The sequence below is a fragment of the Methylicorpusculum oleiharenae genome (assembly GCF_009828925.2).
GTDB classification, from domain to species: domain Bacteria; phylum Pseudomonadota; class Gammaproteobacteria; order Methylococcales; family Methylomonadaceae; genus Methylicorpusculum; species Methylicorpusculum oleiharenae.
In genome coordinates, this window is record NZ_WUTY02000001.1 from 1,314,952 (window position 1) to 1,340,026 (window position 25,075).

Consider the following 25,075-nt stretch of genomic DNA (forward strand, 5'->3'; position numbering starts at 1 on the left):
ATGAGGTCACACTAATATCTGATTCAGAGCCGATTGGCTTATCTACAACAAAACACACCGAGATATACACTATGAAAAAAAATACTAAATCACCTTTAGCCGCTGCGTTAGGTTCCGCTGTAATTTCTAGTCTGGCTATGACAGCTGTTCATGCAGAAGCCAATCCATTTGGTGCACAAGAACTTTCTTCAGGTTATATGCAAGTTGCAGAAATGGCATGCGGCGAAGGGATGAAAATGGAAAAACCAAAAACACCCGAAGGCGCTTGTGCCGGTAAGAAAACCGAAAAAGCAGCTGAAACAAAAGCAAAAGAAGCGGCATGCGGCGAAGGCAAATGTGGCGCGATGATGGATGGCGATAAAATGAAAAAAGGCATGGAAGGAACCTGCGGCGATATGATGAAAGGTAAGGAAGGCAGCTGCGGCGACACTGTCAAAAAAGATAAGGCGGCTGGACAATAATCAGATATCCAGTGCTTTAATGTTAAGGAGAGTTGCCAACAAGCTCTCCTTACAAATTATTTTCGTATCTGCTCACTCTCCCCAGTTTATAGGGTGTAGGTATTTGATTTCAAAGGACGCATGAATAATGCCCTGTTGCAGAAGTCTTTTCAATCAATGACCGACACCCTCTATTCCAAGCGGGCGAGTAGCTACTTATTTTCCAAGATTTAGTGCAATATGATCACCAGACAATTTCCAGTATCGGGTGCCGGTCTAGGTCTGAGAAGAGCATTTCTGGCTGAAATAGCAGAAAATCCTCCCTCTGAAATAGGCTTTTATGAAGTTGCGCCGGAAAACTGGATCACTCTGGGCGGCAAATTAGCCAAACAATTCCGGTCCATGACCGAACGGTTTAAATTTGTTTGTCATGGGCTCTCTCTCTCGCTAGGCAGCACCGATGCCCTGGATGAAGTTTTTGTTCGTGATCTGAAGCAGTTTATGGCCGAACACGGCATCAGTTTCTATAGCGAGCATTTAAGCTATTGCAGCCAAGGTGGCCACTTATATGACTTGATGCCTATACCGTTTACCGATGAAGCGGTCCACCATGTCGCCTCGCGTATAAAACGTGTACAGGACATTCTTGAACAGAAAATAGCCGTTGAAAATGTTTCTTATTATGCCGCTCCCGGTCAGGAGATGTCTGAAATCGATTTTTTTAACAGGGTTGTCGAAGAAGCCGATTGTGACATTTTGCTGGATTTGAATAATATTTATGTCAACAGTGTCAATCACGGCTACGATGCTGAAAGTTTTTTGAGAGCCATCCCTTCGGACCGAATTGCCTATGCGCACATTGCCGGCCATTATGTTGAGGATCACGACTTTTTGGTGGATACCCATGGTGCGGCCGTAATTGATCCGGTCTGGCAGTTGTTGGGTAAAGCCTATGAATTGTTTGGTGTGTTTCCCACCTTGCTGGAACGAGATTTTAATATCCCGCCGATGCCGGAATTATTGAATGAAGTGGCAACCATCAGGGCAATTCAAAACGCCTGGGCACAGCAGCATCAACTTCAGACAGCCTGAAATGAGCGTGGATCTTAAAGCCAGACAACAACAATTCGCTGATTATATCCGGGATCCTGATAACCATCTTCCTCCGGGTGATGTCAAAATCGAGCGTATGCTCATGTACAGGGAGCTTTTTTTCAATAATATAGAAGGGTTTCTGGCGAGTAACTTTCCCGTTTTAAAGTCATTACTCAGCGAGTCTGATTGGCTGTCATTAGTGCAGGATTTTTTTGCTGGTCACGGATGTGCCACCCCCCATTTCTCGGAAATCCCCGAAGAGTTTCTTGCTTATCTTCAAAACGAAAGAAAAAATCCTGCTGATTTGCCGTTCATGTTGGAGTTGGCTCATTATGAATGGGTTGAAATGGCATTGACCATTGCAAAAGAGACTTGTCCGGTTTCCGTGCTACACCAAGACGACCTGTTAAATTCGCAAGTGTCTTTATCGTGTTTAGCCTGGCCTTTGGTTTATTTGTACCCTGTTCATCAGATTTCTCCTTCTAACATCCCTGAGCTAATGCCCGCCGATCCCACTTTTTTAGTGGTTTATCGCAACAGTGAATTCGAAGTCGGTTTTATCCAAATCACGCCGCTGACCTATCGTTTACTGGAATACATTCAGGAAGAAAAAGGTGACCTGTTGAAGGATCAGTTATCGGTATTGGCGAAAGAATCTGCGGCAACGGATGAAGATGCGTTCTTGACTCATGGGGCGGCCGTCTGCCTTGAGTTATTTCAAAAAGGTATTATTTACTGATCAGTCCTTATTGATTGGCTTGGGCTTAATCAATTAGAAAGACTCTGATGCCTTAATATCTATGGCCCGCCATCAGAGTCATCAAGTCGATTAAATTAATGTTTACCGAATATCATCGGTGACTTCGGTTGTACTTTTTCCTGTAAACAATGATAAGCCGCGCTTTCGAATTTGATTCTTAGAGATTGAGTATTCTTATGTTCAACCAAAAATAATTCGGATTCCTTCGCAGTCAGATCTTTCATCAGATACGTAGCGATACAGAGACACGGTTTGGTAAAACGCTCTCTATCAACGTCTTTGTTTTTAGAGTTTTTGATTTCGCGCTCTACGCACTGGTCAGCGAAATCATGCTCGAATTTATGTTTTTCCAGGTCGCTGACTTCCGATCCGTGCGCATGATCAAAAGAATGTTGAGTGTGACCTTGGGCTTGTGGTGCGGGCTTGGACGGTTCGGTTTTTTTGTCTTCCGAACAGCCGGTAACAAAAGCGGCAAGGGTAACCAAAAGCAGGGAGAAGAAACTGACTTTTTTTATAAGAGTAATTGTTTTCATAAGGATGCCAAAAACATTCAGGTGCGTTGTAGAAATAACAGCGGACTTTATCATTTTATAAGACCTCATTCTACAAAGAGTTGAGGATGATTAAAATGCAACGGCAGGCCGTCTGCGCTGTCTTTTCCTCAGCAATTCCCAGTTTGAACTTTTAATGTGGCATTGAGGGTAGGCGTAAGCCTTGTGAGGAAAGACGTAGGCACATCATTGAGGGGCTTGACGGCAAGAAGCCCTGCTGCCGACATTCTCGCAAAGCTTACGCCTACCCTTTTTTATCATCAAACTGGGAATTGCTGACTTTTTCTGGTTGGCTTGCGTTTTCCAGTGATTTTACTTTAACCTTTTACTATTTAACCTTAATTTAACTATGACAGATTCAAAAGAGCTTTTTGCAGCTGCTAAACAAGTCATTCCCGGCGGAGTTAATTCTCCAGTGCGTTCATTCAGCGGTGTGGGCGGCGAGCCTGTTTTTATCGATCATGCGAAAGGGCCTTTCATTTTTGATGCAGCAGGTAAACAATATATCGATTATGTCGGCTCTTGGGGGCCTATGATTTTAGGGCATGCTCATCCGGAAGTGATAGCAGCCGTTAAGCAGGCGGCTGAAAAAGGCCTGAGTTTTGGTGCGCCTACTGAAATTGAAACAACAATGGCGGCCAGGGTCTGTGAGCTATTGCCTTCCATTGACATGGTCAGAATGGTGAGTTCAGGAACCGAGGCGACGATGAGTGCGATTCGTTTGGCCAGAGGTTATACGCAGCGTAACAAAATTGTTAAATTTGAAGGTTGTTATCATGGTCACTCCGATTCGCTGCTGGTGAAAGCAGGATCCGGCGCGTTGACTTTTGGGGTGCCAAGCTCGCCAGGGGTTCCTGCGTCAGTGGCTGAAGATACCATTACGCTCAGTTATAACGATGCCCAATCAGTGCGGGATACCTTTGCAAAAATAGGTGATCAAATCGCCTGTATCATTGTCGAGCCGGTTGCCGGTAATATGAATTGCATTCCGCCGCAGCCGGGATTTCTTGAGACGCTTAGGGACGTGTGCGATCAATCGGGAGCTGTGTTGATTTTCGATGAAGTGATGACCGGTTTCAGAGTCAGTTTGCAGGGCGCTCAAGGTTATTACCGTGTTACCCCGGATCTAACGACGCTGGGCAAAGTCATCGGTGGCGGGATGCCCGTCGGTGCGTTCGGTGGAAAACGGGAAATCATGGCCTGTCTAGCGCCTTCGGGGCCTGTTTATCAAGCCGGAACATTGTCTGGAAACCCGGTGGCTATGGCCGCTGGATTAAAAACGCTGGAGTTAATCTCGGTTCCGGGCTTTTTTGAAGAGTTGACGCAAAAAACAGAAAAGCTTACCCAAGGAATGAAGGCGCGAGCAGCAAGTGCGGGGATAGCGTTGACGACGAATAGCGTCGGAGGTATGTTCGGATTGTTCTTTACCGGTCAACCGGAAGTGTCAACCTTTGCGCAAGTGATGAAGTGCGATCAGGGTCTTTTTAAAAGGTTTTTTCATGCAATGCTGGATCATGGCGTTTATTTGGCGCCTTCTGCTTTCGAAGCGGGCTTTGTCTCAGCGGCTCATACGGACGAAGTGATAGACAGGACGCTGGATATTGCCGAAGAGGTTATGCGGAAATTATAAGGAAATTAGCTTCACGACTTTTACCAAAAGATCAAAGTGCTTTATATGGCGAAATGAGTAGCGGATCATTCCTGTTTATTAAAACTAACAAGTTTGACCCACTACATTATATTCACAAATGCTCAGACATTTATATCGCTAAGGCGTTGTAGTCCAGGTTGCGCGCTTACCTGGTTTTAAAGTAAACGCGTGCCATTCGCACAATAAAAAACATTTGCCGTGTGTGTCTGGCGCATTTTGTAATGTTTTTGCTCCAATGGCTATGGTTGATCATTTTAGTCTCAAGGCTAAACTTGACCTGCCGCTGTTGCTTCAGGTACTTCAATTAATTTGCCGCTTTTAACGTCATAGACATATCCGTAAATGGGTATGTCTTTGGGAACCAGCGGGTTGTTTTTTATTCTGATGACATCTTCGGTAACGCTTTGCGCCTGTTCTTTGATGGTTAACCAGTTGATGTATTTACCATCGGTGCAACCAGGGCCCTCGCAGCAGTCATGCCAGCCGTTTTTATCAATGGATGCGGTTTTTAAGCTGCTGGCCAAAAGGTCGCCCATGATGTCGTTGGTGAAAAGTTCCATGCCGCAATCAGTGTGATGGATAACAAACCATTCGCGTGTTCCCAGCAGTTTATAAGAAATGACCAGCGAACGGATTGCGTCATCACTGGCGCGTCCGCCTGCGTTTCGAATAACGTGGGCGTCGCCTTCAGTAAGACCTGCGTATTTGGCAGGGTCGAGTCTCGCATCCATACAGGTCAGAATTGCAAATCGGCGTCCTGGGGGTAATGGAAGGTCGCCTTTATCAAAATTATTGGCATAGTTTCTGTTGGCTAGTAAAACTTCATTGAGTACGCTAGTCATTTAAATCTCCTCTTTTTTATTATTTTTAGTTTATTTATCAATAAGTCAATTAAATTGAATAGGATAAAGCATCCAATTACTGCCTTGAAATTCGCAGCCATCTTAAATACGAACAGAAAACAAGGTATTTCATTTCGTTTATCAAGCGCACGGCATAATACCGTCCGCAATAGAACAAGTGGATTGCAGCGTAGTAATTAGCAGCAATTCCCAGTTTAAACATTTATGTAGCTTTGAAGGTGGGCGTAAGCCTTGCGAGGAACGCTGTAAACCCTTCCATGGAGGCTTGACGGCAGCATCCCTGCTGCCAATATCCCCGTAAAGCTTACGCCTCTCCTTTTTTATCATCAAACTGGGAATTTCTGTCGTAATTAGGTTCGGCGTTCATATCACTTAATAAGGACGTTTTAATCGAATCGGGATTTCAGTAGATTTCAGCTTCATTCTCGCGCCCTACAAAAGCATGATGGATCCGAATGACTCTTATTGCATTTTATATGCCATGATTTTGTAACAAAATAGCGATAAAAAACATAAGCTTGGTTTTTTATGTTGCTAGTTTTGTGAAACTTTGTTTCAATTATTGAAAATATTTTTCAAAAAAATAGCTTATGAACGATTTTTCCTTTTCGGATTTGACGCCGGTTTTTTTTCTGCAGCGCTTTGTGCTCGAATTTATGCATGCCAGCGAGCAGCAAGGCAAAGGCCATAGTGAAGAGCTCATTGAATATATCGCTAGGACAGCGGGGCAATTTTTTGAAGAGACCTACAGAAGTGAGCATGGGTTGACTGAGCTTTTGGATGAAGATCAATATGCCCGGCTGATTATCGGTTTAAAAAATAAAATTGGCGGCGACTTTTCTTTGTTATCAAAAGAGAAGGATTGTGTTCGCGTTGTCAATAATTGTTGTCCGTTTGGCGAGGGAGTTTCCAGTTCACCTGAATTATGCAGGATGACATCAAGTGTTTTTGGCGGCATCGCGGCTCGAAATTTTGGCTATGCAAAAGTCGAGATTTCCAAAAGTATTGCGCGCAAGGATGAAGGGTGTGAGGTCTCGGTTTATTTAAATCCTGAAAAGGGGCTTCATCGGCCGGGACTGGAATATAGCCGGCAGAAAAATACGGAGGAAAAAGGCGCTGCGGATGTGCTGCATTCTCAAATTGAAGAAAGCATGCAAAAAATTTGGCGGCTAAAGCACAAAAAACAGGCAAAAAAACAGCCGCCTGTTATTGTTGCAAAGTCTTCAGTTATGCAGGATGTGCTCAGGGCTATTGAAAAAATAGCGCCGACTATGGCGGCTGTGTTGATCAATGGTGAAACAGGGGTGGGTAAGGAGCTTGTCGCGAAGGCCATTCACGCCATGAGTGACCGCAATGATTATGCCTTTATGGCGATAAATTGTGGCGCAATTCCTGAAACATTGATTGAAAGTGCATTATTCGGGCATGAAAAGGGCGCGTTTACTGGCGCGATTGATATTCACCAGGGGTTTTTTGAGCGTGCCGATGGCGGCACTTTGTTTTTAGATGAGGTTGATACGTTGTCCCCGGCAGCTCAGGTTAGGTTGCTCAGGGTGATACAGGAAGGGGAGCTGGAGCGTGTTGGTGGTAAGCGGACGCTGGAAATTGATGTTCGCATCATTTCCGCAACCAATCGTGATTTAAACACGCTGGTTGAGGAAGGTGTGTTCCGTAAAGATTTGTACTATCGAATCAATGTTGTCAATTTACTGATTCCGCCATTATTCCAGAGGCCTGAAGACTTTCCTTATTTGGTTCAATCCATACTCCAGCGTTTAAATAAAAAATACAATAAACAAGTTGAAACAGTTAGTCGGGAAGTCATGCAGCAAATAAGGAGCTACCGCTGGCCGGGTAATGTCAGGGAATTGGAAAATGTGCTGGAAAGGGCAGTTTTATTTACAGCAGATGCTGAAATTACTGTGCTGGAGTTGCCTGATTCAGCGCCATTAGCTAAGGATTGGGGTGATATCAGGGAATCGGTTTTATTTTCAGCGGAGCGTGCGTTCTTGCTGGGTTCCTTGCAGGGGTATCAGGGTGATGTCAAGAAAATTGCAGAAAGCATGGGTCTTACCTCAAGAGCTGTTTACGGCAAGTTAAAAAAACACCGCCTGGATCCGCGTCAATATAGACATTAGCTTGCACAGGCTTTAATAATTTCTTTGTACAGAGAATTTTGCAAGTGAAATGAGCGCGTCTTTAAATGTCGATTCAGGAAGGACATGCAGGGCATCAATGGCTTTTTGAGCTTCCTGTTCTGCGCGCTGCTCGGTGTAGGCGATGGCTTTTGTCGCCAAGACTACAGCGAAGACTTCATTAAATGCGTTCCGGTCACCGTTTTTGACGGCATTGATAATGACTTGAGCGTCTTGCGGGTTACTGTGTTGAATGGCGTAAATCAAAGGCAAAGTAGGTTTTCCTTCGGCGAGATCATCTCCGAGGTTTTTGCCTAATTCTTCTTTGGTTGCCTTGTAATCAAGGGCGTCATCAATCAGTTGAAAAGCGATACCCAGGTGCTGCCCGTACAAGGCAAGATTGTCTTCGGTAGTTTGATCGGATCCGGACAGAACAGCGCTTAGGCGCGTTGCTGCACTAAATAATATAGCGGTTTTACGGGCGATGACTTCCAGGTATTTTTCTTCTGTGGTTTCAGGGTTGTTGCAGTTGAGCAGTTGCAGCACTTCGCCTTCGGCAATCGCAGTCGTCGTTTTGGACAGGATTTCCATGACGCGAATACTGTTGGTGCGAACCATCATCTCAAACGCGCTTGAATACAGATAGTCCCCTACAAGGACGCTCGCGGCATTTCCCCAGACTGCGTTTGCTGATTCCTGGCCGCGACGTAGGTCGGATTCGTCAACGACATCGTCATGCAGAAGTGTGGCAGTGTGGATAAATTCGATCACAGCGGCCAGTATCAAATGATTCTGAGAGACTTCACCCAGCGCTTTGGCGGCCAATAATAAAAGCATCGGGCGTAAGCGTTTGCCGCCGTTTCCCACGATGTAATGGCCCATCTGGTTGATCAGAATGACATCGGAGCTAAGCTCGTTAATGATGAGGGTGTCAACCGCTTTAGCTTCATCTGCCGTCAGGCGTTTTATTGAATTAAAATCTATGGGTGCTTCAGGGGTCGAGCTTGGGATTGATTGTGATGCCATTAGTCAATTAATTTCATAAATGAATAATTTTTCAGCGTTTAAGCCATGAAAAAGTATTGCCAGCTTAGACGAGTCAAAAATAGTCAGACATGCTATTGAATAAAGTAGTCTGGTGTCAATAGCTGAGTTGTGTTATTTTAAGCGCTATAAGTGTGCCAGCAAGTAATTTTAATACATTGACTGGTTTTGTTTTTAAAAATATAATCTGCGGTTAACTTTTAACAGATTATGCTTGATGGAGCTGACGCCGATGTATGCGGTAATTCAAACAGGTGGGAAACAGTACCGGGTTGAGGAAGGTACTACCTTAAAAATAGAAAAGCTCGAACTGGGTGCGGGTGATAGCATTGAGTTTGACAAAGTATTGATGGTTCAATCTGACGACGCTGTAAAAGTGGGTCAGCCTTATCTTGAGGGCGGCAAAGTTACGGCAACCGTTTTATCGCAAGGCCGGCACAAAAAAGTCAAGATAATCAAATTCAGAAGACGCAAGCACCATATGAAACAAATGGGGCATCGTCAGTATTACACTGAAGTCCAGATCACTGGTATTTCGGCTTAAAAGATAGAGGATAGACTAATGGCTCATAAGAAAGCGGGGGGCAGTACCCGGAACGGACGCGACTCACAGGCAAAAAGACTGGGTGTAAAAATATTTGGTGGTCAGCAAGTGGCGGCGGGCAACATTATTGTGCGTCAGCGTGGTACCAAATTTCATCCTGGAGATAATGTGGGTTGTGGTAAAGATCACACGTTATTTGCAACTGCCGAAGGCAAAGTTGTGTTTGCGATCAAAGGCCCTAACAAACGTAAGTTTGTGAGCGTTGTTGCTGCCTAATTAATACGATTACCTGCTTTTTGCGGGGTGTCGGAAAAGATGAAAGGCCTCGCCCAACGGGTGGGGCTTTTTTGTTTATGACAGTTTGGAATTTTTAGATGTGTAGTTTATGAGATTTGTTGACGAGGCTGTCATTCGCGTCGAAGCGGGTGATGGAGGAAATGGTGTTGTAGGGTTTCGTCGAGAAAAATACATACCTAAAGGTGGTCCGGATGGCGGTGATGGCGGTGATGGCGGCAGTGTTTATCTGGTCGCTACCGAAAATATCAATACGCTGGTCGATTTTCGATATCAAACAGTACATAGAGCGCAGCGCGGTCAAAATGGAATGGGGTGCAATTGTACCGGAAGAAAAGGAGAAGATTGCTTTGTTGCGGTTCCGGTAGGCACCTTGGTTAGGGAGGCTGAAACGGGCGAGATCATGGGGGAATTGATAACGCCGGGTGAGACGCTTTTGGTCGCTCAAGGTGGTTTTCATGGCTTGGGAAATGCTCGCTTTAAAAGCAGTATTAACCGGACGCCTCAGCAGACTACGAAGGGAACGCCAGGAGAGCATCGGATGCTGGATCTGGAGTTGACATTGATTGCTGATGTTGGCCTGCTGGGTTTGCCTAATGCCGGAAAATCAAGTTTAATTCGCGCGGTATCGTCTGCAAGACCTAAAGTTGCTGACTATCCGTTTACGACATTGCACCCCAATCTGGGTGTGGTAAGGGTCGATGATCTGCGCAGTTTTGTCATGGCGGATATTCCGGGGGTGATCGAGGGGGCTTCAGAGGGGGCTGGCTTGGGCTTGCAGTTTTTAAAGCATTTGTCGCGGACCGGATTATTGCTTCATTTGGTCGATGTGGCGCCTTACGAATCAATGGCTTCGCCGGTAGAGTCTGCGCGAGTCATTATTAATGAGGTTAAGTCATGGAGCGATGATTTGGCCAACAAGCCGCGCTGGCTGGTACTGAATAAAATTGATTGTTTGGTGCCGGATGAGGTTGAAAGTCATTGTCAGGCAATTGTCGATGAGCTTGAGTGGCAGGGTCCTGTGTTTAAATTATCGGCATTAACCGGTGGCGGTACCTGGGAGTTGATGTACGCCATTATGGAATTTTTAGAACAAAAACGGCAGGGTGTGAGTGAGTAGAAGCGATTTTGCTAAGGCAAAAAGAGTAGTCGTTAAGATTGGGAGTGCGCTGTTAACTGCAGGCGGGCAAGGTTTGAATCGTGATGCTATTGCAGAATGGGTCAGGCAAATGGCCTTATTGAGAGCTTCAGGAGTTGAAGTGATCTTGGTGTCTTCGGGGGCGGTGGCGGAAGGTATGTGCCGTCTTGGCTTGAAAGTCCGGCCTAAAACATTACATGAGTTGCAGGCGGCCGCGTCTGTCGGGCAAATGGGTTTGGTGCGAGTATTTGAAAATAATTTTCAGCAGCACGGATTGCATGCGGCGCAGGTGCTGTTGACGCATGATGATTTGTCGGACAGGCAGCGTTATCTGAATGCGCGGAGTACCTTGTTAACCTTGCTGCAGTTTGGCGTGGTGCCTGTTATCAATGAAAATGATGCGGTGGCGACGGAAGAGATTCGATTTGGTGATAACGATACCTTAGGCGCGCTTGTCGCTAATCTGGTTGAGGCTGATTTATTGGTAATATTGACGGATCAGCAGGGGCTGTTTACCAGTGATCCCAGTTTAAATCCGGCTGCTGAGTTGATTTCCGAAATCAGTGCGTGTGATCCCGGGCTTGAAATCATGGCTGGCGGAAGTCGAAGTGGATTGGGTAGAGGTGGAATGTTCACTAAGGTTCGCGCAGCAAAACTGGCGTCTCGGTCGGGGGCGGCTACTGTTATCGCATCAGGTGGCGAAAGCAACGTTATCTCGCGTGTTGTTGCCGGTGAGTTGATCGGAACTTATCTGACGGCCGGTGTTGAGCCTCTGTTGGCTAGAAAGCGCTGGCTGGCAGGGCAGTTGCAGGTTAAGGGTAAGTTGGTTCTTGATCAGGGGGCTGCACGGGTTTTAAAAGACGAAGGCAAAAGCTTGCTGGCGGTGGGCGTGAGGTCCGTTTCCGGTAAATTCCAACGGGGCGAGCTGATTTCTTGCGTAAATGAAGCGGGACTGGAAGTTGCGCGAGGGCTGGTTAATTACGGCGCTTCGGATGTACAAAAGATTATCGGTAAATCCAGTGCAGAATTTGAAGCCATTCTTGGTTATGCAGATGAATCCGAGTTGATTCACAGAGACAACATGGTGATTGTCTAGCTGTTTGCGGCTTCAAAAATTGAAGCCAGCGGCTGAGAATAAGCGAATACAAAAGCCGATCTGTTAACTATTTTCGGCTTTTGTATTAAAGTCGACTAGACCAGGCTGCGAATTTTTGCATTGAGTCTGCTTTTGCTGCGTGAGGCTTTGTTCTTGTGAATCAAGCCTTTGTTGACAGCTGAATCAATTACAGGAACTGCTGTTTTGAAAGCTTCTTGTGCTTGATCTTTGTTGCCGGCATTCACCGCGGCCAGGACTTTTTTGATAAAAGTACGTAGGTTGCTTCTTTGACCTGCATTGCGGGTGCGGTTTTTTTCTGCTTGTTTTGCACGCTTTTTCGCTTGAGCTGTATTAGCCATAGTGTATCGATTCTTTAAAAAGTAGGTTAGTAAAAAGACTGAATAGTATCTGGTAGAATATCGGTTTTGTCAAATTTCAAAATACGTTGGGAGCTTTGTTGAGTAAGGAAATTCTAAAATCCACTTTCACCGTCAGTGGCATGACTTTTTTTTCCCGGGTTTTGGGGTTTATCAGAGACATGCTCATTGCCCGCTATTTTGGTGTTGATTCGGCAACCGATGCTTTTTTTGTCGCATTCAAGATACCTAATTTTTTGCGCCGGTTATTTGTCGAAGGGGCTTTTGCTCATGCCTTTGTGCCGACGATTACCGGATATGATCAAGATGAAAATCAAGCGGGTCTCAAGCTTTTTCTAAACAAGGCGGCCGGTTCCTTAGCGGTATTGATGATGGTTGGTACAGTTGCCGGCATGTTCGCAGCTCCTGTTCTGGTTTTATTGTTCGCGCCTGGATTTATCTGGGAGCCGCGGCAATATGAATTGTCCGTGCAAATGCTGCATATTACGATGCCTTATTTGTTTTTCATATCATCGGTGGCTTTTGCCGGGGGTATTCTCAATACATTCGGTAAATTTGGCATTCCGGCATTGACTCCGGCTATTTTGAATGTGGTCATGATAGCTGCAGCCATCTTTTTGGCCCCGCTACTGAGCGAACCTATAGTGGCTTTAGCCTGGGGTGTGTTTTTGGGTGGCGCGCTGCAGTTGCTGATTCAGTTTCCCGAATTGGCCCGCCTGGGCTTGCTGCCACGCTTGCAACTTGATCTAAAAGACCCAGAGGTCAGACGGGTTATAAAAATGATGGGGCCTGCCCTATTTGGCGTATCGGTTACTCAAATTAATCTGTTGCTGGATACCTTTGTGGCCTCATTTTTAGTGACGGGCAGTGTATCCTGGCTTTATTACTCGGATAGACTCGTAGAATTTCCCCTGGGTATTCTTGGTGTTGCATTGGCAACCGTCATTTTGCCCAAGCTGGCAAGAAACCATGCGGCCAATGAGCATCAGGCATTTTCCAAAACCCTGGATTGGGGCTTGCGATGCTTATTAATAGTGGGACTACCCAGTATGATAGGTTTGATAATGCTGGCAGAGCCTATTCTTTATACCTTATTCCAGTATGATGAATTCAATGCCAATGATGTGCGTCAGGCTAGTTCCAGTCTCCAGGGGTATTCGTCTGGCTTGTTGGGCTTCATGTTAATCAAGCTATTGGTGCCCGCTTTCACTTCGCGCAAGGACGTGATGACGCCTATGCGCTATGGATTGTATGCGTTGGCGGCAAATTTTATTCTTAACTGGATTCTGGTTGTGCCGTTTGCTCATGGGGGGCTGGCCTATGCCACGTCAATCGCGGCCTATCTTAATGCAGGATTACTGCTCGCCACCTTGATCAGGGGTGGATTTTATAAACCGGAAAAGCAATGGGTGCCGTTTTTTATTCGCCTGATTGTGGCCAATTGTCTAATGGTGCTTGCTTTGATCGTTGTTATGAATCCGTTGGTATGGCTGGAATGGGGAGTTGCGGCGAGAAGTTTGGGATTATTGGGCAGTATTGTGATTGCGGTAGTATTTTATTTGCTGGCTTTATATCTGATGGGATTTAGATTGAAGCAGGTGTTAAAGCCCTACGCTTGAAGAATTTGCTTCTGTAGTTCAGAAGTCGGATTGCCGCTCCTTGATGATTAAAGAGCGGCCTTAAGCTTTGACTGTCGGATCAGGGCGGCATTTCCCGGTTTGATGATAAAAAAGGGGAGGCGTAAGCTTTGCGGGGATGTCGGCAGCAGGGATGCTGCCGTCAAGCCCCCATGGATGGGTTTACGGCGTTCCTCGCAAGGCTAATGCCTCACCTCAATGCTACATAAAAGTTCAAACTGAGGATTGCTGGGATCAGGCGGCCAAACTTTCCATGCCGGATTCCAGTATCAGAAGTTCAGGGAGATTTTCTGTCATGAACGTTTCTGATAAGCCTATTTTTGCTGCAACTTCTGAAGGGAAGGTTCTGAAAACGTCATCCATGCTCAAACCGCTTTGTTGGCAATAACTTAAGTAGCGGGCAATATGAACAACGCAAGCATGCTGGGAGATGTTTTCTGTTTTTAACGGTTCTCCACAATAGGCAACAGCATCAACCAGCTCAGGTGAAAAATGCCAGCGGCGGCATAGCTCGGCGCAAACATCCTCGCTGGTAAAGCCCAATCTGCGCATCTCTATAGACGAACGGGTATTTCCAGCTTTGACATGCTGATCGATTTCATTAGCTTCCCTGGGGGCTCCCATGTGAATCAGAATGTCGCCTAAATCGCTGATTAATCCGGCCGTAAACGCCAGATCAGCATCGATTTTAAGTTCTTTGGCCAGTCCTTTGGCATAGGTTGCGGTACGGAAGCTGTTTTCCCAAAAATTAGCAAGGTTAAAATTTTCAATTTTGGGAATTGAGTTGACGATGCCGGATGCGATAACCAGTGTGCGGAGCTGGTTCATGCCTAACATCACGATGGCATCCTGAATAGTGCCGACTTTCTTTGACAAGCCAAAATGAGCCGAGTTAACCAGTCTTAACACCTTCAACGATATCATTTGCTCTTTCTCGATATTCTTAGCAATGGCGTTGAAATCTACTTTCGGGTCATTAAACTGAACGATGAGCGTTCTAACAACTTCGGGAACTTGGGGGATTTTATGGATTTGATCAAACAATTGGTTCATAGGCATTTGCATAATAGGATCTCCCTTTTTTTATGCGAAATTAAGTTGTGTTCAGTTTAGTAGAAGCCGGAAAAAATAAAGTCAAGTCTAAAAATATTTTTTAGCCGGCGTTTAACGTTTGAAAGTCAGGCCACAAAAGCCTGTTTTTCAAAAGCCAAAAAAGGAGGTGAAAATATCGCCTCTTTGCGGGAATAACATCGTTGAGCTTTAACAATAAATGACCTTTTATCAGCACGTTACAAATAAAATTATGCTGAATTAAGGTTATGATAAAATCTCAGCCCTTCGCGATAGCCGGAAGATTGCAGTTCGGCGCGATAATGAGCGAAAGTCCTGAAACGATTCGGGGCTTTTGGAACGGGACGAAACTGATTCGTGCTGCTGTTTTGCCGGGCAGGATTCGTTTTAACCTTTAACCTCACAGCACAGATTTCTCATGAACAAACCAAATAAAGTCGCCATTCTTACTGCGGGTGGATTAGCTCCCTGCTTAAACTCAGCCATTGGCAGCCTCATCGAACGTTACACTGAAATCGACCCCTCCATTGAAATCATTTGTTACCGCAGCGGGTACAAAGGCTTGCTGTTGGGTGATTTTTATACCGTGACACCGGAAATCCGTGAAAAAGCGGGTTTATTGCATCGTTTCGGCGGATCCCTGATCGGTAACAGCCGCGTCAAGCTGACCAATGTTAAAGATTGTGTCAAACGTGGATTGGTGAAAGAAGGCGAAAATCCTCAAAAAGTGGCGGCCGACCAACTGGTCAAAGACGGCGTGGATGTGCTTCACACTATCGGTGGCGACGATACCAATACGGCTGCAGCAGATTTGGCGGCATTTCTTGCCAGCAACAATTACGGTCTGACCGTCATTGGACTGCCAAAAACTATCGATAACGATGTTTTTCCCATTAAACAATCATTAGGTGCATGGACCGCAGCTGAGCAGGGCGCTCACTATTTCTGGAACGTAGTGGCCGAAAATAATGCGAACCCGCGCATGTTGATTGTGCATGAAGTGATGGGACGCAGTTGCGGCTGGTTAACGGCGGCAACCGCAGTCGAATACCGCAAATTATTGGATCGGGCCGAATGGTTACCCGAATTGGGCCTGGATCGTAATGCTTTTGAAGTGCACGCTATTTTCATCCCGGAAATGGCTATCGATATTGCTGCCGAAGCAAAGCGCTTGAGCGCGGTCATGGATAAAACGGATTGCGTTAACATTTTTGTATCGGAAGGTGCCGGCGTTGAGTCCATTGTTGCCGAAATGCAGGCGAAAGGTCAGGAAGTACCGCGCGATGCGTTTGGTCACGTAAAATTGGATGCGGTCAATCCGGGAAAATGGTTTGGTGAACAATTCGCCCAAATGCTCGGTGCTGAAAAAACACTGGTGCAAAAATCAGGTTATTTTGCCCGCGCCGCCGCATCGAATGTCGAAGATATTCGTTTGATCAAATCTTGTGCAGATTTGGCGGTAGAGTGCGCATTACGCCGCGAATCGGGCGTTATCGGTCATGATGAAGATAAGGGCAATGTGCTGCGTGCCATTGAATTCCCTCGTATCAAAGGCGGCAAACCGTTCGATATTGAGGCTCCCTGGTTTACGCAAATACTGGCAGAGATCGGACAAACCAAGGGAACTAAAGTCAATACGGCTCATTAAGCGTTAAGGCTTTTATAAATCCAGGGATGGATTTTTGAGTCAATCTCAAAGTTTGTAGTGTTCAGCAACTGGCGTAGACGCTATCACTTGGTAAGTTAACGCTGAGAATATGTGAATGGCAACTGGAGCGGCTGCTTCTTGGCCGTTATTGTTGATGAGCAATGATTTAAAACAATGAGTAATTTTATGAAAAAAATAGTTTTCTTAATTCTGACCCTGACGTCATTTGCAGCATATGCGGATGATCCGAAAAATGAGTGGCATAACACGACGTTAACTGAAGAAACGATCAAAAAGATTCAGGAAGCAAAATACCAATACAACAAATGTGTTGTTGATGAGCTGAAAAGTCCTGCTTATGTCAAACAGGAGGTTCGCGGAGCCACTGAAGTCATCATAAAAAAATGTGAGCCTTCATTGGCCTTGATGCGTCAGGTCTATACCGAACAAAAAGTGCCTGAAGTGATTGCCGACCGGCATTTGAAGCAAATGCGCATAGAGACAACGCGCAATGTTCTCAAACAAATGATGTTCGCTGATGCCATCAGGAAGTCTGGACAAAATCCTTAAATACTGCACCGCAGTTTTTGCTTTAATACAAGGATCGTTGGGATCTCAGATAACTTCGACCAAGTTCCCTGCAATTCGGAAGCGTTATGTACCAGAGTTGTTGAATTATTACTTTTTGCTCCTATATCGTTTGACATGAACTGCGTATTTAGCGGCAGTGCGATAATACATGAGTTGGCACTACCTGCTATGGATTTCAGCGGAATGAGGCTGGATAATACATTACTCTCTGTGCCCTTTTTTGAACAAAGCGTATGCTACACGGATACAGGTGAAAATTTAGATCGTTTAGAGGATTACTTAAGACATTATCCGTCGTGCTCCAGCAAACCGGTGGGATGACGTTACTTTTAATTGACTTACCCAAGAGAAATTATGAATTACTCCATTGACCTGACCCTTAAGCCTACAACTTTTGATTTGTGGCATGTTTGTTTGGCCGGCACCGTTGTTTTGTTGGGGTTGATATTGATTGTTGTTCTATTGGCAGGACTTGTCAGTGTTGCCCGAGGTAAAAGGAAGCTGATTGTGGAAACGCTAAAACAGTCTGCTTTACTGGTGCCGCCTAAAGCACCGGAACCTGAAGTTAAAATCGTTGAGAAAATTGTTGAAGTAGAAAAAATTGTTCAAGCGCCGGCCCCAGAACCGATCGTTCTCAAAGAAGCGACACCCGATGCGGCACTGCAACTGTTAAATCTGTTGCAAAAAGAAGCGCGCTTTATTGATTTTGTTATGGAAAACATAACCGCTTACAGCGATGCCGATATTGGGGTTGCAGCCCGTGTGGTCCATGAAGGGTGTACCAAAGTGATGGACGAGCATTTCAAGCTGGCCGTCATTCATGAAGGGCAGGAAGGGGCAACCGTTACGTTACCGAAAGGTTTCGATGCGTCGTCGATACGCCTGACCGGCAATATTGTTGGCGAAGCGCCTTTTACCGGCGTCCTGGTTCATAAAGGCTGGCAGGTCACAGACATGAATCTGCCAAAATTAACGTCGGGTCATAACGTAAAAATACTGGCACCGGCTGAGGTTGAATTATGAGTAATTTGTTTGGTCATTCCGGCTCGAATAATGGCGGGGAAGGGCACGGACAGAATACAGCAGAGCCTGAGAGTTCAGGCAATACAACGGATAACACGCCTCATACCGAAACCGGAAGCAGTGATCAGCCACAGACTGGCAATGCGTATGGCCCCCGATATTCAGTGGGAATTGATTTAGGCACCACACATTGCGTACTTTCGTATGTCGATTTAAGTGTATCTGATGAAGACAGTTATCATCAGGAAGTGATGGCTATACCGCAGCTAAGTTCGCCAGGAACGGTTGAGGATTTATTGCAGTTGCCATCGTTTTTATATCAGGCCCACCCTTTAGAATTGGCTGAAGGGGCAACTTCATTGCCGTGGACAGCAAAACCTTCTTTTTTAGTCGGTGAAATCGCCCGGAATTTAGGCAGCAAATCGCCTATTCGCCTGGTGTCCAGCGCCAAAAGCTGGCTATGTCATGCCGGTGTCGATTGTAAAGCCGCCATTCTTCCCGCCGAAGCGCCGGAAGAAGTTGAACGGGTCTCGCCTTTTCAGGCGACTGTTGCCTATCTTCAGCATATTCGCGATGCCTGGGCCAATAAACACCCCGGTGAACCGTTATCAGAACAGGATGTCACGATTACCGTGCCGGCATCATTCGATCCGGCTGCGCGCGAATTGACAGTGGAGGCGGCTCGCTCAGTCGGGCTTGAGAAAGCCATTTTACTGGAAGAGCCGCAATCGGCCTTGTACAGCTGGATTGAAAAAAGTCAGGGAGAGTGGCGTAAACAAGTCCGGATCGGCGATATCATTTTAGTGATTGATATCGGTGGCGGCACGACCGACTTGTCTTTGATTGCCGTGACGCAACAAGACGGTAATCTGGAGCTGACCCGTGTTGCGGTGGGCGATCACATCCTTTTGGGTGGTGACAACATGGATTTGGCTTTGGCTTATACTGTAAAAGCCAAGCTGGAGCAGGATGGACGGCGTCTGGAAGCGTGGCAGATTCAAGCGCTGATGCATGGGTGCCGGGAAGCCAAGGAAAAAATCTTCAGCCAGATAGATTTGCATACCATTCCTTTGGTCGTACCTAATCGCGGCTCGTCATTGATAGGCGGTGCGTTGCGTACTGAGTTAACCCGTGAAGAAGTCGAGCGTGTCTTGGTCGAAGGCTTTTTACCTCGTGTTGCCTCAGCAGACAGGCCCGTTGTTCGTCCCCGCAGTGGTCTTAGAACCGCCGGATTGCCTTATGCACAAGATGCCGCGATCACACGCCACTTGGCTGCATTTTTAGCGAAACAGCTTAGCGCAACTGACGAACTCAGCGATGTGACGTTGCCGGAACATGCCACATTTATCCATCCTTCGGCTGTTCTATTTAACGGAGGGGTATTGAAAGCCGATGCGCTGGCGGGCCGGTTGATGGAGGTTTTAAACAGCTGGCTTACTGCAGAACAAGCGCCGGAATCGCGTCTGTTGGAAGGTGCCGATCTGGATCTCGCGGTAGCGCGAGGCGCCGCCTATTATGGCTTTGTCCGAAAAGGCAAGGGCGTAAGAATCAGGGGCGGTACCGCCGCTTCCTATTATGTCGGTATCGAGAGCGCGATGCCTGCCGTTCCAGGAATGCCGCCCGAAATCGAAGCCTTATGCATTGCCCCGTTCGGCATGGAAGAAGGAACGGAAGCGGTTTTACCGGATGATGAGTTCGGTCTGGTCATCGGCGAGCCGGTACGTTTCAGGTTTTTCAGTTCGAATAACCGTCGAGAGGATAAGGCGGGCGATCGGTTGGAGTATTGGACCGGCGACGAACTGGATGAGTTGGACGAGATAGAAATCACCCTGCCCGAAGAAGGTCGAAAAGCCGGAGAAGTAGTGCCTGTGCATTTGACTTCAGCGGTGACCGAAGTGGGCACTTTGGAGCTTCATGCTGTTTCAAGACAGGACGGCAAACGCTGGAAAGTCGAGTTTGAGGTCAGGGCCGGAGAAGAAAGTTAATTAAAAAGGCTTACCCAGTGCAAGGATGCATGCCAAAATTTCGCTAATCCGGTCGTCTGCACCGTTTTATCACTTCCTTGCCCTGATTTATATAGTTCATCGTGCAAACACCGAATCCCCGTTATCTTGTTGGCATAGACCTTGGCACTACGCATACTGTCGTTGCTTATACCCCTGCCGATCAGCCCGGCGCTGAGATAAAAATATTCCTCATCGAGCAGTTGGTGGCGCCTGGTGAAGTCGCTGCCCGTCCTTTGCTGCCTTCAGTTCGGTATCATCCGGCCGAAGGCGAGCTTTCCGATGCGGATCTCGCGTTTTTACCGACTCAAGACAAATCTGTCATGGGCGAAGCGGCCCGGGTTTTGGGCGCAAAAACGCAAGGCCGGTTCGTTACCAGTGCCAAAAGCTGGTTGTCCCACCCGTCTGTGGATCATACGGCCGATATTCTGCCTTGGGGTAGCAGTGAAGACGTGGTCAAGGTGTCACCCTTAGCCGCCAGTGCCGGCTATCTGGATCATATTCGAATGGTCTGGCGACATCAATTTCCGGATGCTCCACTCGAAGAACAGGATATTGTGATTACGGTTCCGGCGTCATTTGATGAAGGCGCCAGGTCATTAACCGTCGAAGCGGCCAAAATTGCCGGGCTTGAACGCGTAAAATTGTTGGAAGAACCGCAAGCAGTGTGTTACGACTGGTTGCAACGTCATGCCGGCAGTATCAATAAGCAATTGGCCGATGTGCACTTATTGCTGGTTTGCGATGTGGGCGGCGGAACCACCGATTTAACATTGATTAAAGTTGAGCCGGGAGAGCCTGAGCCCAAATTGACGCGTATCGGCGTCGGCGATCATTTGATGCTGGGCGGGGATAATATTGATTTGGCTCTTGCGCATCTGGCTGAACAACGCCTTGTTTCAGATACCAAGCGCTTGTCTGCGGCTGATTTGTCTCAGTTGATCGAACAATGCCGCATTGTTAAAGAAAAATTATTGGCGCAAGATGCGCCCGAACAGCTTTCCGTTACCTTGCTGGGCGGGGGCTCACGCTTGATTGGCAGTGCCCGGTCGGTAGTGCTGACCCGAGATGAGGTCAGGTCGATCGCGTTGGACGGCTTTTTCCCGTTATCGCAATTAAACGAGTTGCCTGATCGCAAACGCAGCGGCGTGGTTGAATTCGGATTGCCTTATGCGGCGGAACCGGCAATCAGTAAACATATTGCCGCGTTTTTGAAGTTGCACAGTCAGGCCGCGCTGGATGCCATGCAAGGCGAGGGTAAAGTTCCCGATGCATTGCTGCTTAATGGCGGAGTGTTCAGAAGTGAGCCGATTACGCGCCGTGTGCAGGACTTGATAACCGCCTGGCGAGGCAAGGCCCCTAAATTGCTGGATAACCGTCATCCGGAACTGGCCGTGGCGATAGGGGCCGTCAGCTATGCTTTGGCCCGGCGTAACAAACAAGTGCGCATCGGTGGTGGGGCTGCGCGCAGTTATTTCCTGGCGGTGGATACCGATGGCGATTGTCAGCAAGGCGTTTGCATTCTTCCGCGCGGCTGCGAGGAAGGGCATGAAATTGTATTGCAAGACCGGCAGTTTGCCTTGCGTTTGGGGCAGCCCGTGCGATTTCATCTGGTTTCTACAACCGGAGACGCTGAGTTTAAACCGGGTGAAATTGCCACAATAACCGATGACCGGTTTCAAACTTTACCCCCTTTGGCAGTGGCTTTGGCTGCTACTGAGCACTCCTCTTCAGAGCAGGAGATTGTAAAGTTAGCCGTTACGCTGACAGAAATCGGTACACTGAAAATTCAGTGCGTATCGGTCAAAGATCCCAATCAACGCTGGGATGTCGAATACCAAATCAGGCGAAAAAATAACCTGAGCACGGCAGATCAAGCCATTTTGCCGCCACAGTTCAATAAAGCCATTGAATTGGTCCAGACTGTCTTCGGTTCACGGTCCAAAGATGTCAATCCAAAAGCGGTCAAAAGTCTGCGCGCGGATCTTGAAAAATTACTGGGTTCTGCACGCAGCGAATGGGAAACCCCCTTGCTGAGAGGCTTGTTTGCTGCGTTGCTTGACGGCATGAAATACCGAAAACGATCGGAAAACCATGAACGGGTCTGGTTGAGCCTGACCGGTTATTGTCTTCGTCCGGGCTTGGGGTATCCTCTGGATGACTGGCGTGTTGATCAGTTATGGAAAATCTATGATCAAGGGATTCAATTTGTCAATGAAACGCAGAACTGGAGTGAATGGTGGACGTTGTGGCGGCGAGTTGCCGGTGGTTTGAATGTTGCCGCACAGGAAAGGATCAGTGACGATATCGGCAAATTTTTAAACCCGGCTTCTGCCCGGCAGCCGGTTGTTGCCAGGCAAATGAAAACACGGAGTTATGACGATATGGTCAGGCTGGCTGCCGTACTGGAAAAGTTGCCGGTGCCCAAGAAAATCCAGTTGGGCGAGTGGTTGTTAAATCGATTGAGTAAGCCCGGAGAGTCGGAGCAAAGCTGGTGGGCGTTAGGCCGTATCGGTGCCCGCATGCCTTTTTACGGCAGCAGTCATGCAATCATTGCTCCTAAACTGGCCTCAGAATGGCTGCAGCAAGTGATGCAGGCTGATTGGAAGAAAATACCTCAGGCCGGATTTGCCGCAACGTTAATTGCGCGTATGAGCGGCGATCGCACCCGCGATATCGACGAAAAGCTCAGGATAGACATTATCGAGCAATTAAAACAGGCCAAAGCGCCTGCGTCCTGGATAGAGATGGTCGAAACGCACAAGCAACTGGATGAAAAAGAAGAAAAGCAAATCTTCGGCGAAGCCTTGCCGCCCGGTTTAAAACTGATTCAGTAGTCATTGCCCTGAAAGCGAGACGTAGGGTGGTTTCGCGTAACGAAGTGAAGCAAACCGCCATGAGGGAGGGCAATCCCCAAATCAAGCCGTCATGGTGTATTGCCTATCGGCGAATACACCTTACATCGCGCCTTATGCTTTTGTTATGCCTTGACCGCTTAATTGCTTTGAAATTTCAATATCTTTTTTAAGCAGTGCATTAATGACTTGATTTAGCGAAAAATCTTTTCCCGTGGCTTTAAGTCTTTCCATAAAAAACTCTTTTACCTCTTTCTCAAGGTAAATTGGCATATCAAGTTCCTCGATTGGCCTATAGAATTTACCTTGTTCTGCACCACTAAAATCATATTCATCTTTCATCATGGATGCCTTCTTTGATATTCTTTGCTTTCATTCTTAGTGGCTTTACGAGCGCTGATAATTCTCACATGCTCTATCCCGTCTAGATCTTTGAATGTATGTACTACAACGAGTATAACCTCATTCATTGATTTTCCAAGCAATAGCCACCTATCTTCATCCTCTGAGTGCCCCTCATCATATTTATTCAGCGCATAGGGATCGGCGAAAACATATGATGCTTGCTCAAATGTAACACCATGCTTCTGAATATTGATTTCTTCTTTTTTTGGATCCCACTCAAACTTCATTCCCGGTAGTCCCTTATTGGATCACTGGTCTTGACTGTGAGGCATAACGCCCGCAGCACGCGCGGATTTGTAGTGAAGGCGAAGCCGCAACGAAAAAGCCATCGCTGTGCCTTCGATTGTTAGCTCTTGTAAGGCCAGCCATGTGTTTCGTCAAATCCAGATTTAATCTGGAGACTAGAAATAAGTTTCTCTACGTTTGTATAGTCAGATGGATACATTAATTTGATTTTTCCACTGGCTCGCTGAAGTTCGGATTTCCTTAACGGAGCCTGATACTTAGACGCCCATTGCACAAAGATTGTGAGTCGATCAAGCAACTCGAGCTGAACATCAGTGAGCTCCAAGTTTCGCCTCCGCGCAACGTCTGTAAGATCATGTGCGGTATCATGGAATTGCGTCGGATCTAATCGGTCTTTCGAAGTATCTGGTTTAGCCTTATATACAAAAGCACCCTTCAAAGCATTTTCAGCGGAGAACCCAAGCAGTAACATTGCCCCCTTCATCGCACCTACATGGCGGTAATTATCCTTTTCGCTCCGAATCTGCTCACGATCTGAAAATACTTCGTAGAGAGATTTAGAAGCTTCAAACATCTGCCAGGATTGCCTAAACCAATTTTCTGGGGTCGAAACGCCTTCTTCGAATTCAATCACTGGCCCACCTATTTATAGAACTAAAGCTGCCATAAACGGCGCGAACTTGCGAGCATCCGGCAAACGTAGGGAGCGAATTTTATGGCTTTGTTATGCGATTTCATGAGCTTGATTCACCAACTCTTTAAAATCACTTTCTTTAATTATTCGTATTTTATGGCCTTTGGCTACAAGCTCCTCAGCTTTCAAGTGTTTTGAACTTTTAGATTTGCCTGAGAGCTTCGAAATATCTTGATCACCTACAACTAGCAATGTAGTTTTTTTAGTAACTCCTGACGCAACTGTGCAACCAATAGATGCAGCTAGATCAGCCGCCTCTCGTCGAGGTATTTCCGATGCGCCTGTAAATACGAGCGTTTCTCCGTATAGCTCCCCCTCAGGATTACCATCTCTTTTAATTGCTGCCCCGCTCGACGAACTTGAAGGATCTATAGGTTGAGAAACTCGCTTGAGCCAAGCATCTAAATCTAAACCAGTTCTTTCAATGGCAGCAATCAGTACTCGACCAGAAGCCTTTGCATCTTCCAGTGCATCATGATGCTTGAACTCATAGCCGATAATTTTGCAAACATTAGATAATCCGTACCCGCTCCATGCACAATCCTCCCAAGCACGGCGAGCCACCCTTGCCGAATCAAGCCACACGGTATCAATTTGGCTCAGTGAATATTTATTTATCGCTCGGCCTATCGAAACTCGGTCAAAATGCGTGTGACTTACGCAAATACTACCAGATAAATAAATGGATAAATTCTGAAGAACATCTGGGAATTTCGGAGCACCCGCAACATCTTCCTCAGTAATGCCGAATATCGATATTTATAAAATCAAAATAGTCTTCTGGGTCAATTAGTGATGACCATTCATCTACTAGCTTTCCATCTATATATTTCGCCAGTCCAATTTGGCAGATTGAAGCCATATCTGCATTTGCAGTTTCCACGTCAATTGCTACAAATTCCATGACCACTCCT

The 25,075-nt window shown here is 46.7% G+C and carries 25 protein-coding genes; 15 read left to right on the forward strand and 10 right to left on the reverse strand.

Going from position 1 to position 25,075, the window contains the following annotated elements:
- The first annotated feature begins 71 nt into the window (after window positions 1–71).
- The 3 genes from GO003_RS06075 to GO003_RS06085 all read left to right on the forward strand — a co-directional run bounded on the left by GO003_RS06075 (window position 72) and on the right by GO003_RS06085 (window position 2,274).
- Window positions 72–461 carry a hypothetical protein gene (locus GO003_RS06075; RefSeq protein WP_159655593.1) on the forward strand — a complete coding sequence of 130 codons (390 nt, stop codon included), beginning with the start codon at window positions 72–74 and terminating at the stop codon, window positions 459–461.
- Between the two features lie 219 nt (window positions 462–680).
- Window positions 681–1,532: an HvfB family MNIO-type RiPP peptide maturase gene (locus tag GO003_RS06080; RefSeq protein ID WP_159655591.1), complete on the forward strand. Its 852-nt coding sequence runs from the start codon at window positions 681–683 to the stop codon at window positions 1,530–1,532.
- Window positions 1,465–2,274: an HvfC family RiPP maturation protein gene (locus GO003_RS06085; protein ID WP_231088843.1), complete on the forward strand. Its 810-nt coding sequence runs from the start codon at window positions 1,465–1,467 to the stop codon at window positions 2,272–2,274. Before GO003_RS06080 ends, GO003_RS06085 begins: the two co-directional genes overlap by 68 nt.
- 95 nt (window positions 2,275–2,369) lie before the next feature.
- On the opposite strand, the gene GO003_RS06090 is transcribed toward GO003_RS06085, so the two are convergent.
- Window positions 2,370–2,828, reverse strand: a complete 459-nt coding sequence (locus GO003_RS06090) for a hypothetical protein (RefSeq protein ID WP_159655589.1) — start codon at window positions 2,826–2,828, stop codon at window positions 2,370–2,372.
- A 367-nt stretch (window positions 2,829–3,195) separates the two neighbouring features.
- Between GO003_RS06090 and hemL the strand changes: the two genes are divergently transcribed.
- Entirely contained in the window at window positions 3,196–4,476 is a 1,281-nt protein-coding gene (hemL, locus tag GO003_RS06095) for a glutamate-1-semialdehyde 2,1-aminomutase (protein WP_159655587.1), read from the forward strand.
- A 287-nt stretch (window positions 4,477–4,763) separates the two neighbouring features.
- Here the strand turns inward: hemL and GO003_RS06100 are convergent, their stop codons facing one another.
- Window positions 4,764–5,339 (reverse strand): beta-class carbonic anhydrase, encoded by a 576-nt coding sequence (locus tag GO003_RS06100; RefSeq protein ID WP_159655585.1) that lies wholly within the window; start codon window positions 5,337–5,339, stop codon window positions 4,764–4,766.
- Window positions 5,340–5,950: 611 nt separating this feature from the next.
- On the opposite strand from GO003_RS06100, the gene GO003_RS06105 reads away from it, so the two are divergent.
- Window positions 5,951–7,498: a sigma 54-interacting transcriptional regulator gene (locus tag GO003_RS06105; protein WP_159655583.1), complete on the forward strand. Its 1,548-nt coding sequence runs from the start codon at window positions 5,951–5,953 to the stop codon at window positions 7,496–7,498.
- A 12-nt stretch (window positions 7,499–7,510) separates the two neighbouring features.
- Here GO003_RS06105 and ispB read toward each other — a convergent pair whose 3' ends face one another.
- Window positions 7,511–8,521: an octaprenyl diphosphate synthase gene (gene ispB / locus GO003_RS06110; protein ID WP_159655581.1), complete on the reverse strand. Its 1,011-nt coding sequence runs from the start codon at window positions 8,519–8,521 to the stop codon at window positions 7,511–7,513.
- 250 nt (window positions 8,522–8,771) lie between these two features.
- Here ispB and rplU point away from each other — a divergent pair, with 250 nt between their 5' ends.
- From rplU to proB, 4 genes are all read left to right on the forward strand, one after another.
- The gene (gene rplU, locus GO003_RS06115; RefSeq protein ID WP_159655629.1) at window positions 8,772–9,083 is read left to right on the forward strand and encodes a 50S ribosomal protein L21; all 312 of its coding nucleotides are present in this window, start codon (window positions 8,772–8,774) and stop codon (window positions 9,081–9,083) included.
- Between the two features lie 18 nt (window positions 9,084–9,101).
- A complete protein-coding gene (gene rpmA / locus GO003_RS06120) occupies window positions 9,102–9,359 on the forward strand; it encodes a 50S ribosomal protein L27 (protein ID WP_159655579.1) in 258 nt (85 codons plus the stop codon).
- A gap of 109 nt (window positions 9,360–9,468) precedes the next feature.
- A complete protein-coding gene (gene cgtA / locus GO003_RS06125) occupies window positions 9,469–10,497 on the forward strand; it encodes an Obg family GTPase CgtA (protein WP_159655577.1) in 1,029 nt (342 codons plus the stop codon).
- Entirely contained in the window at window positions 10,490–11,611 is a 1,122-nt protein-coding gene (proB, locus tag GO003_RS06130) for a glutamate 5-kinase (protein WP_159655575.1), read from the forward strand. Before cgtA ends, proB begins: the two co-directional genes overlap by 8 nt.
- Before the next feature lie 95 nt (window positions 11,612–11,706).
- Here the strand turns inward: proB and rpsT are convergent, their stop codons facing one another.
- Window positions 11,707–11,970 carry a 30S ribosomal protein S20 gene (gene rpsT, locus GO003_RS06135; RefSeq protein WP_159655573.1) on the reverse strand — a complete coding sequence of 88 codons (264 nt, stop codon included), beginning with the start codon at window positions 11,968–11,970 and terminating at the stop codon, window positions 11,707–11,709.
- A 98-nt stretch (window positions 11,971–12,068) separates the two neighbouring features.
- Here rpsT and murJ point away from each other — a divergent pair, with 98 nt between their 5' ends.
- Complete coding sequence (murJ, locus tag GO003_RS06140) at window positions 12,069–13,607, forward strand: murein biosynthesis integral membrane protein MurJ (RefSeq protein ID WP_206444653.1); 1,539 nt, start codon at window positions 12,069–12,071, stop codon at window positions 13,605–13,607.
- A 252-nt stretch (window positions 13,608–13,859) separates the two neighbouring features.
- On the opposite strand, the gene GO003_RS06145 is transcribed toward murJ, so the two are convergent.
- Complete coding sequence (locus GO003_RS06145) at window positions 13,860–14,690, reverse strand: HDOD domain-containing protein (protein ID WP_159655569.1); 831 nt, start codon at window positions 14,688–14,690, stop codon at window positions 13,860–13,862.
- Between the two features lie 424 nt (window positions 14,691–15,114).
- On the opposite strand from GO003_RS06145, the gene GO003_RS06150 reads away from it, so the two are divergent.
- From GO003_RS06150 to GO003_RS06170, 5 genes are all read left to right on the forward strand, one after another.
- A complete protein-coding gene (locus GO003_RS06150) occupies window positions 15,115–16,344 on the forward strand; it encodes a pyrophosphate--fructose-6-phosphate 1-phosphotransferase (protein ID WP_159655567.1) in 1,230 nt (409 codons plus the stop codon).
- 186 nt (window positions 16,345–16,530) lie between these two features.
- Window positions 16,531–16,914: a hypothetical protein gene (locus tag GO003_RS06155; protein WP_159655565.1), complete on the forward strand. Its 384-nt coding sequence runs from the start codon at window positions 16,531–16,533 to the stop codon at window positions 16,912–16,914.
- A gap of 375 nt (window positions 16,915–17,289) precedes the next feature.
- On the forward strand, window positions 17,290–17,958 hold the full coding sequence (locus tag GO003_RS06160) for a DUF2760 domain-containing protein (protein WP_159655563.1): 669 nt from the start codon (window positions 17,290–17,292) through the stop codon (window positions 17,956–17,958).
- Complete coding sequence (locus GO003_RS06165) at window positions 17,955–19,943, forward strand: Hsp70 family protein (RefSeq protein WP_159655561.1); 1,989 nt, start codon at window positions 17,955–17,957, stop codon at window positions 19,941–19,943. The genes GO003_RS06160 and GO003_RS06165 overlap by 4 nt, the downstream gene beginning before the upstream one ends.
- 101 nt (window positions 19,944–20,044) lie before the next feature.
- Entirely contained in the window at window positions 20,045–22,798 is a 2,754-nt protein-coding gene (locus GO003_RS06170) for an Hsp70 family protein (RefSeq protein WP_159655559.1), read from the forward strand.
- Between the two features lie 132 nt (window positions 22,799–22,930).
- On the opposite strand, the gene GO003_RS06175 is transcribed toward GO003_RS06170, so the two are convergent.
- From GO003_RS06175 to GO003_RS06195, 5 genes are all read right to left on the reverse strand, one after another.
- A complete protein-coding gene (locus GO003_RS06175) occupies window positions 22,931–23,161 on the reverse strand; it encodes a hypothetical protein (protein WP_206444652.1) in 231 nt (76 codons plus the stop codon).
- The gene (locus tag GO003_RS06180; protein WP_159655557.1) at window positions 23,158–23,448 is read right to left on the reverse strand and encodes a BrnT family toxin; all 291 of its coding nucleotides are present in this window, start codon (window positions 23,446–23,448) and stop codon (window positions 23,158–23,160) included. Before GO003_RS06180 ends, GO003_RS06175 begins: the two co-directional genes overlap by 4 nt.
- A gap of 119 nt (window positions 23,449–23,567) precedes the next feature.
- Complete coding sequence (locus GO003_RS06185; RefSeq protein WP_159655555.1) at window positions 23,568–24,101, reverse strand: hypothetical protein; 534 nt, start codon at window positions 24,099–24,101, stop codon at window positions 23,568–23,570.
- 90 nt (window positions 24,102–24,191) lie between these two features.
- Window positions 24,192–24,920 carry a BRCT domain-containing protein gene (locus tag GO003_RS26375; protein WP_331001658.1) on the reverse strand — a complete coding sequence of 243 codons (729 nt, stop codon included), beginning with the start codon at window positions 24,918–24,920 and terminating at the stop codon, window positions 24,192–24,194.
- Window positions 24,898–25,065, reverse strand: coding sequence for a 3'-5' exonuclease family protein (locus GO003_RS06195; protein ID WP_206444650.1), 168 nt, complete (start codon window positions 25,063–25,065; stop codon window positions 24,898–24,900). The genes GO003_RS26375 and GO003_RS06195 overlap by 23 nt, the downstream gene beginning before the upstream one ends.
- Window positions 25,066–25,075 lie beyond the last annotated feature (10 nt).

Coding starts and splice junctions, on each gene's coding strand:
- GO003_RS06075 (WP_159655593.1), top strand. CDS start 72: ATGAAAAAAAATACTAAATCACCTTTAGCCGCTGCGTTAGGTTCCGCT.
- GO003_RS06080 (WP_159655591.1), top strand. CDS start 681: ATGATCACCAGACAATTTCCAGTATCGGGTGCCGGTCTAGGTCTGAGA.
- GO003_RS06085 (WP_231088843.1), top strand. CDS start 1,465: ATGAAGTGGCAACCATCAGGGCAATTCAAAACGCCTGGGCACAGCAGC.
- GO003_RS06090 (WP_159655589.1), bottom strand. CDS start 2,828: ATGAAAACAATTACTCTTATAAAAAAAGTCAGTTTCTTCTCCCTGCTT.
- hemL (WP_159655587.1), top strand. CDS start 3,196: ATGACAGATTCAAAAGAGCTTTTTGCAGCTGCTAAACAAGTCATTCCC.
- GO003_RS06100 (WP_159655585.1), bottom strand. CDS start 5,339: ATGACTAGCGTACTCAATGAAGTTTTACTAGCCAACAGAAACTATGCC.
- GO003_RS06105 (WP_159655583.1), top strand. CDS start 5,951: ATGAACGATTTTTCCTTTTCGGATTTGACGCCGGTTTTTTTTCTGCAG.
- ispB (WP_159655581.1), bottom strand. CDS start 8,521: ATGGCATCACAATCAATCCCAAGCTCGACCCCTGAAGCACCCATAGAT.
- rplU (WP_159655629.1), top strand. CDS start 8,772: ATGTATGCGGTAATTCAAACAGGTGGGAAACAGTACCGGGTTGAGGAA.
- rpmA (WP_159655579.1), top strand. CDS start 9,102: ATGGCTCATAAGAAAGCGGGGGGCAGTACCCGGAACGGACGCGACTCA.
- cgtA (WP_159655577.1), top strand. CDS start 9,469: ATGAGATTTGTTGACGAGGCTGTCATTCGCGTCGAAGCGGGTGATGGA.
- rpsT (WP_159655573.1), bottom strand. CDS start 11,970: ATGGCTAATACAGCTCAAGCGAAAAAGCGTGCAAAACAAGCAGAAAAA.
- GO003_RS06145 (WP_159655569.1), bottom strand. CDS start 14,690: ATGCAAATGCCTATGAACCAATTGTTTGATCAAATCCATAAAATCCCC.
- GO003_RS06150 (WP_159655567.1), top strand. CDS start 15,115: ATGAACAAACCAAATAAAGTCGCCATTCTTACTGCGGGTGGATTAGCT.
- GO003_RS06155 (WP_159655565.1), top strand. CDS start 16,531: ATGAAAAAAATAGTTTTCTTAATTCTGACCCTGACGTCATTTGCAGCA.
- GO003_RS06160 (WP_159655563.1), top strand. CDS start 17,290: ATGAATTACTCCATTGACCTGACCCTTAAGCCTACAACTTTTGATTTG.
- GO003_RS06165 (WP_159655561.1), top strand. CDS start 17,955: ATGAGTAATTTGTTTGGTCATTCCGGCTCGAATAATGGCGGGGAAGGG.
- GO003_RS06175 (WP_206444652.1), bottom strand. CDS start 23,161: ATGATGAAAGATGAATATGATTTTAGTGGTGCAGAACAAGGTAAATTC.
- GO003_RS06180 (WP_159655557.1), bottom strand. CDS start 23,448: ATGAAGTTTGAGTGGGATCCAAAAAAAGAAGAAATCAATATTCAGAAG.
- GO003_RS06195 (WP_206444650.1), bottom strand. CDS start 25,065: ATGGAATTTGTAGCAATTGACGTGGAAACTGCAAATGCAGATATGGCT.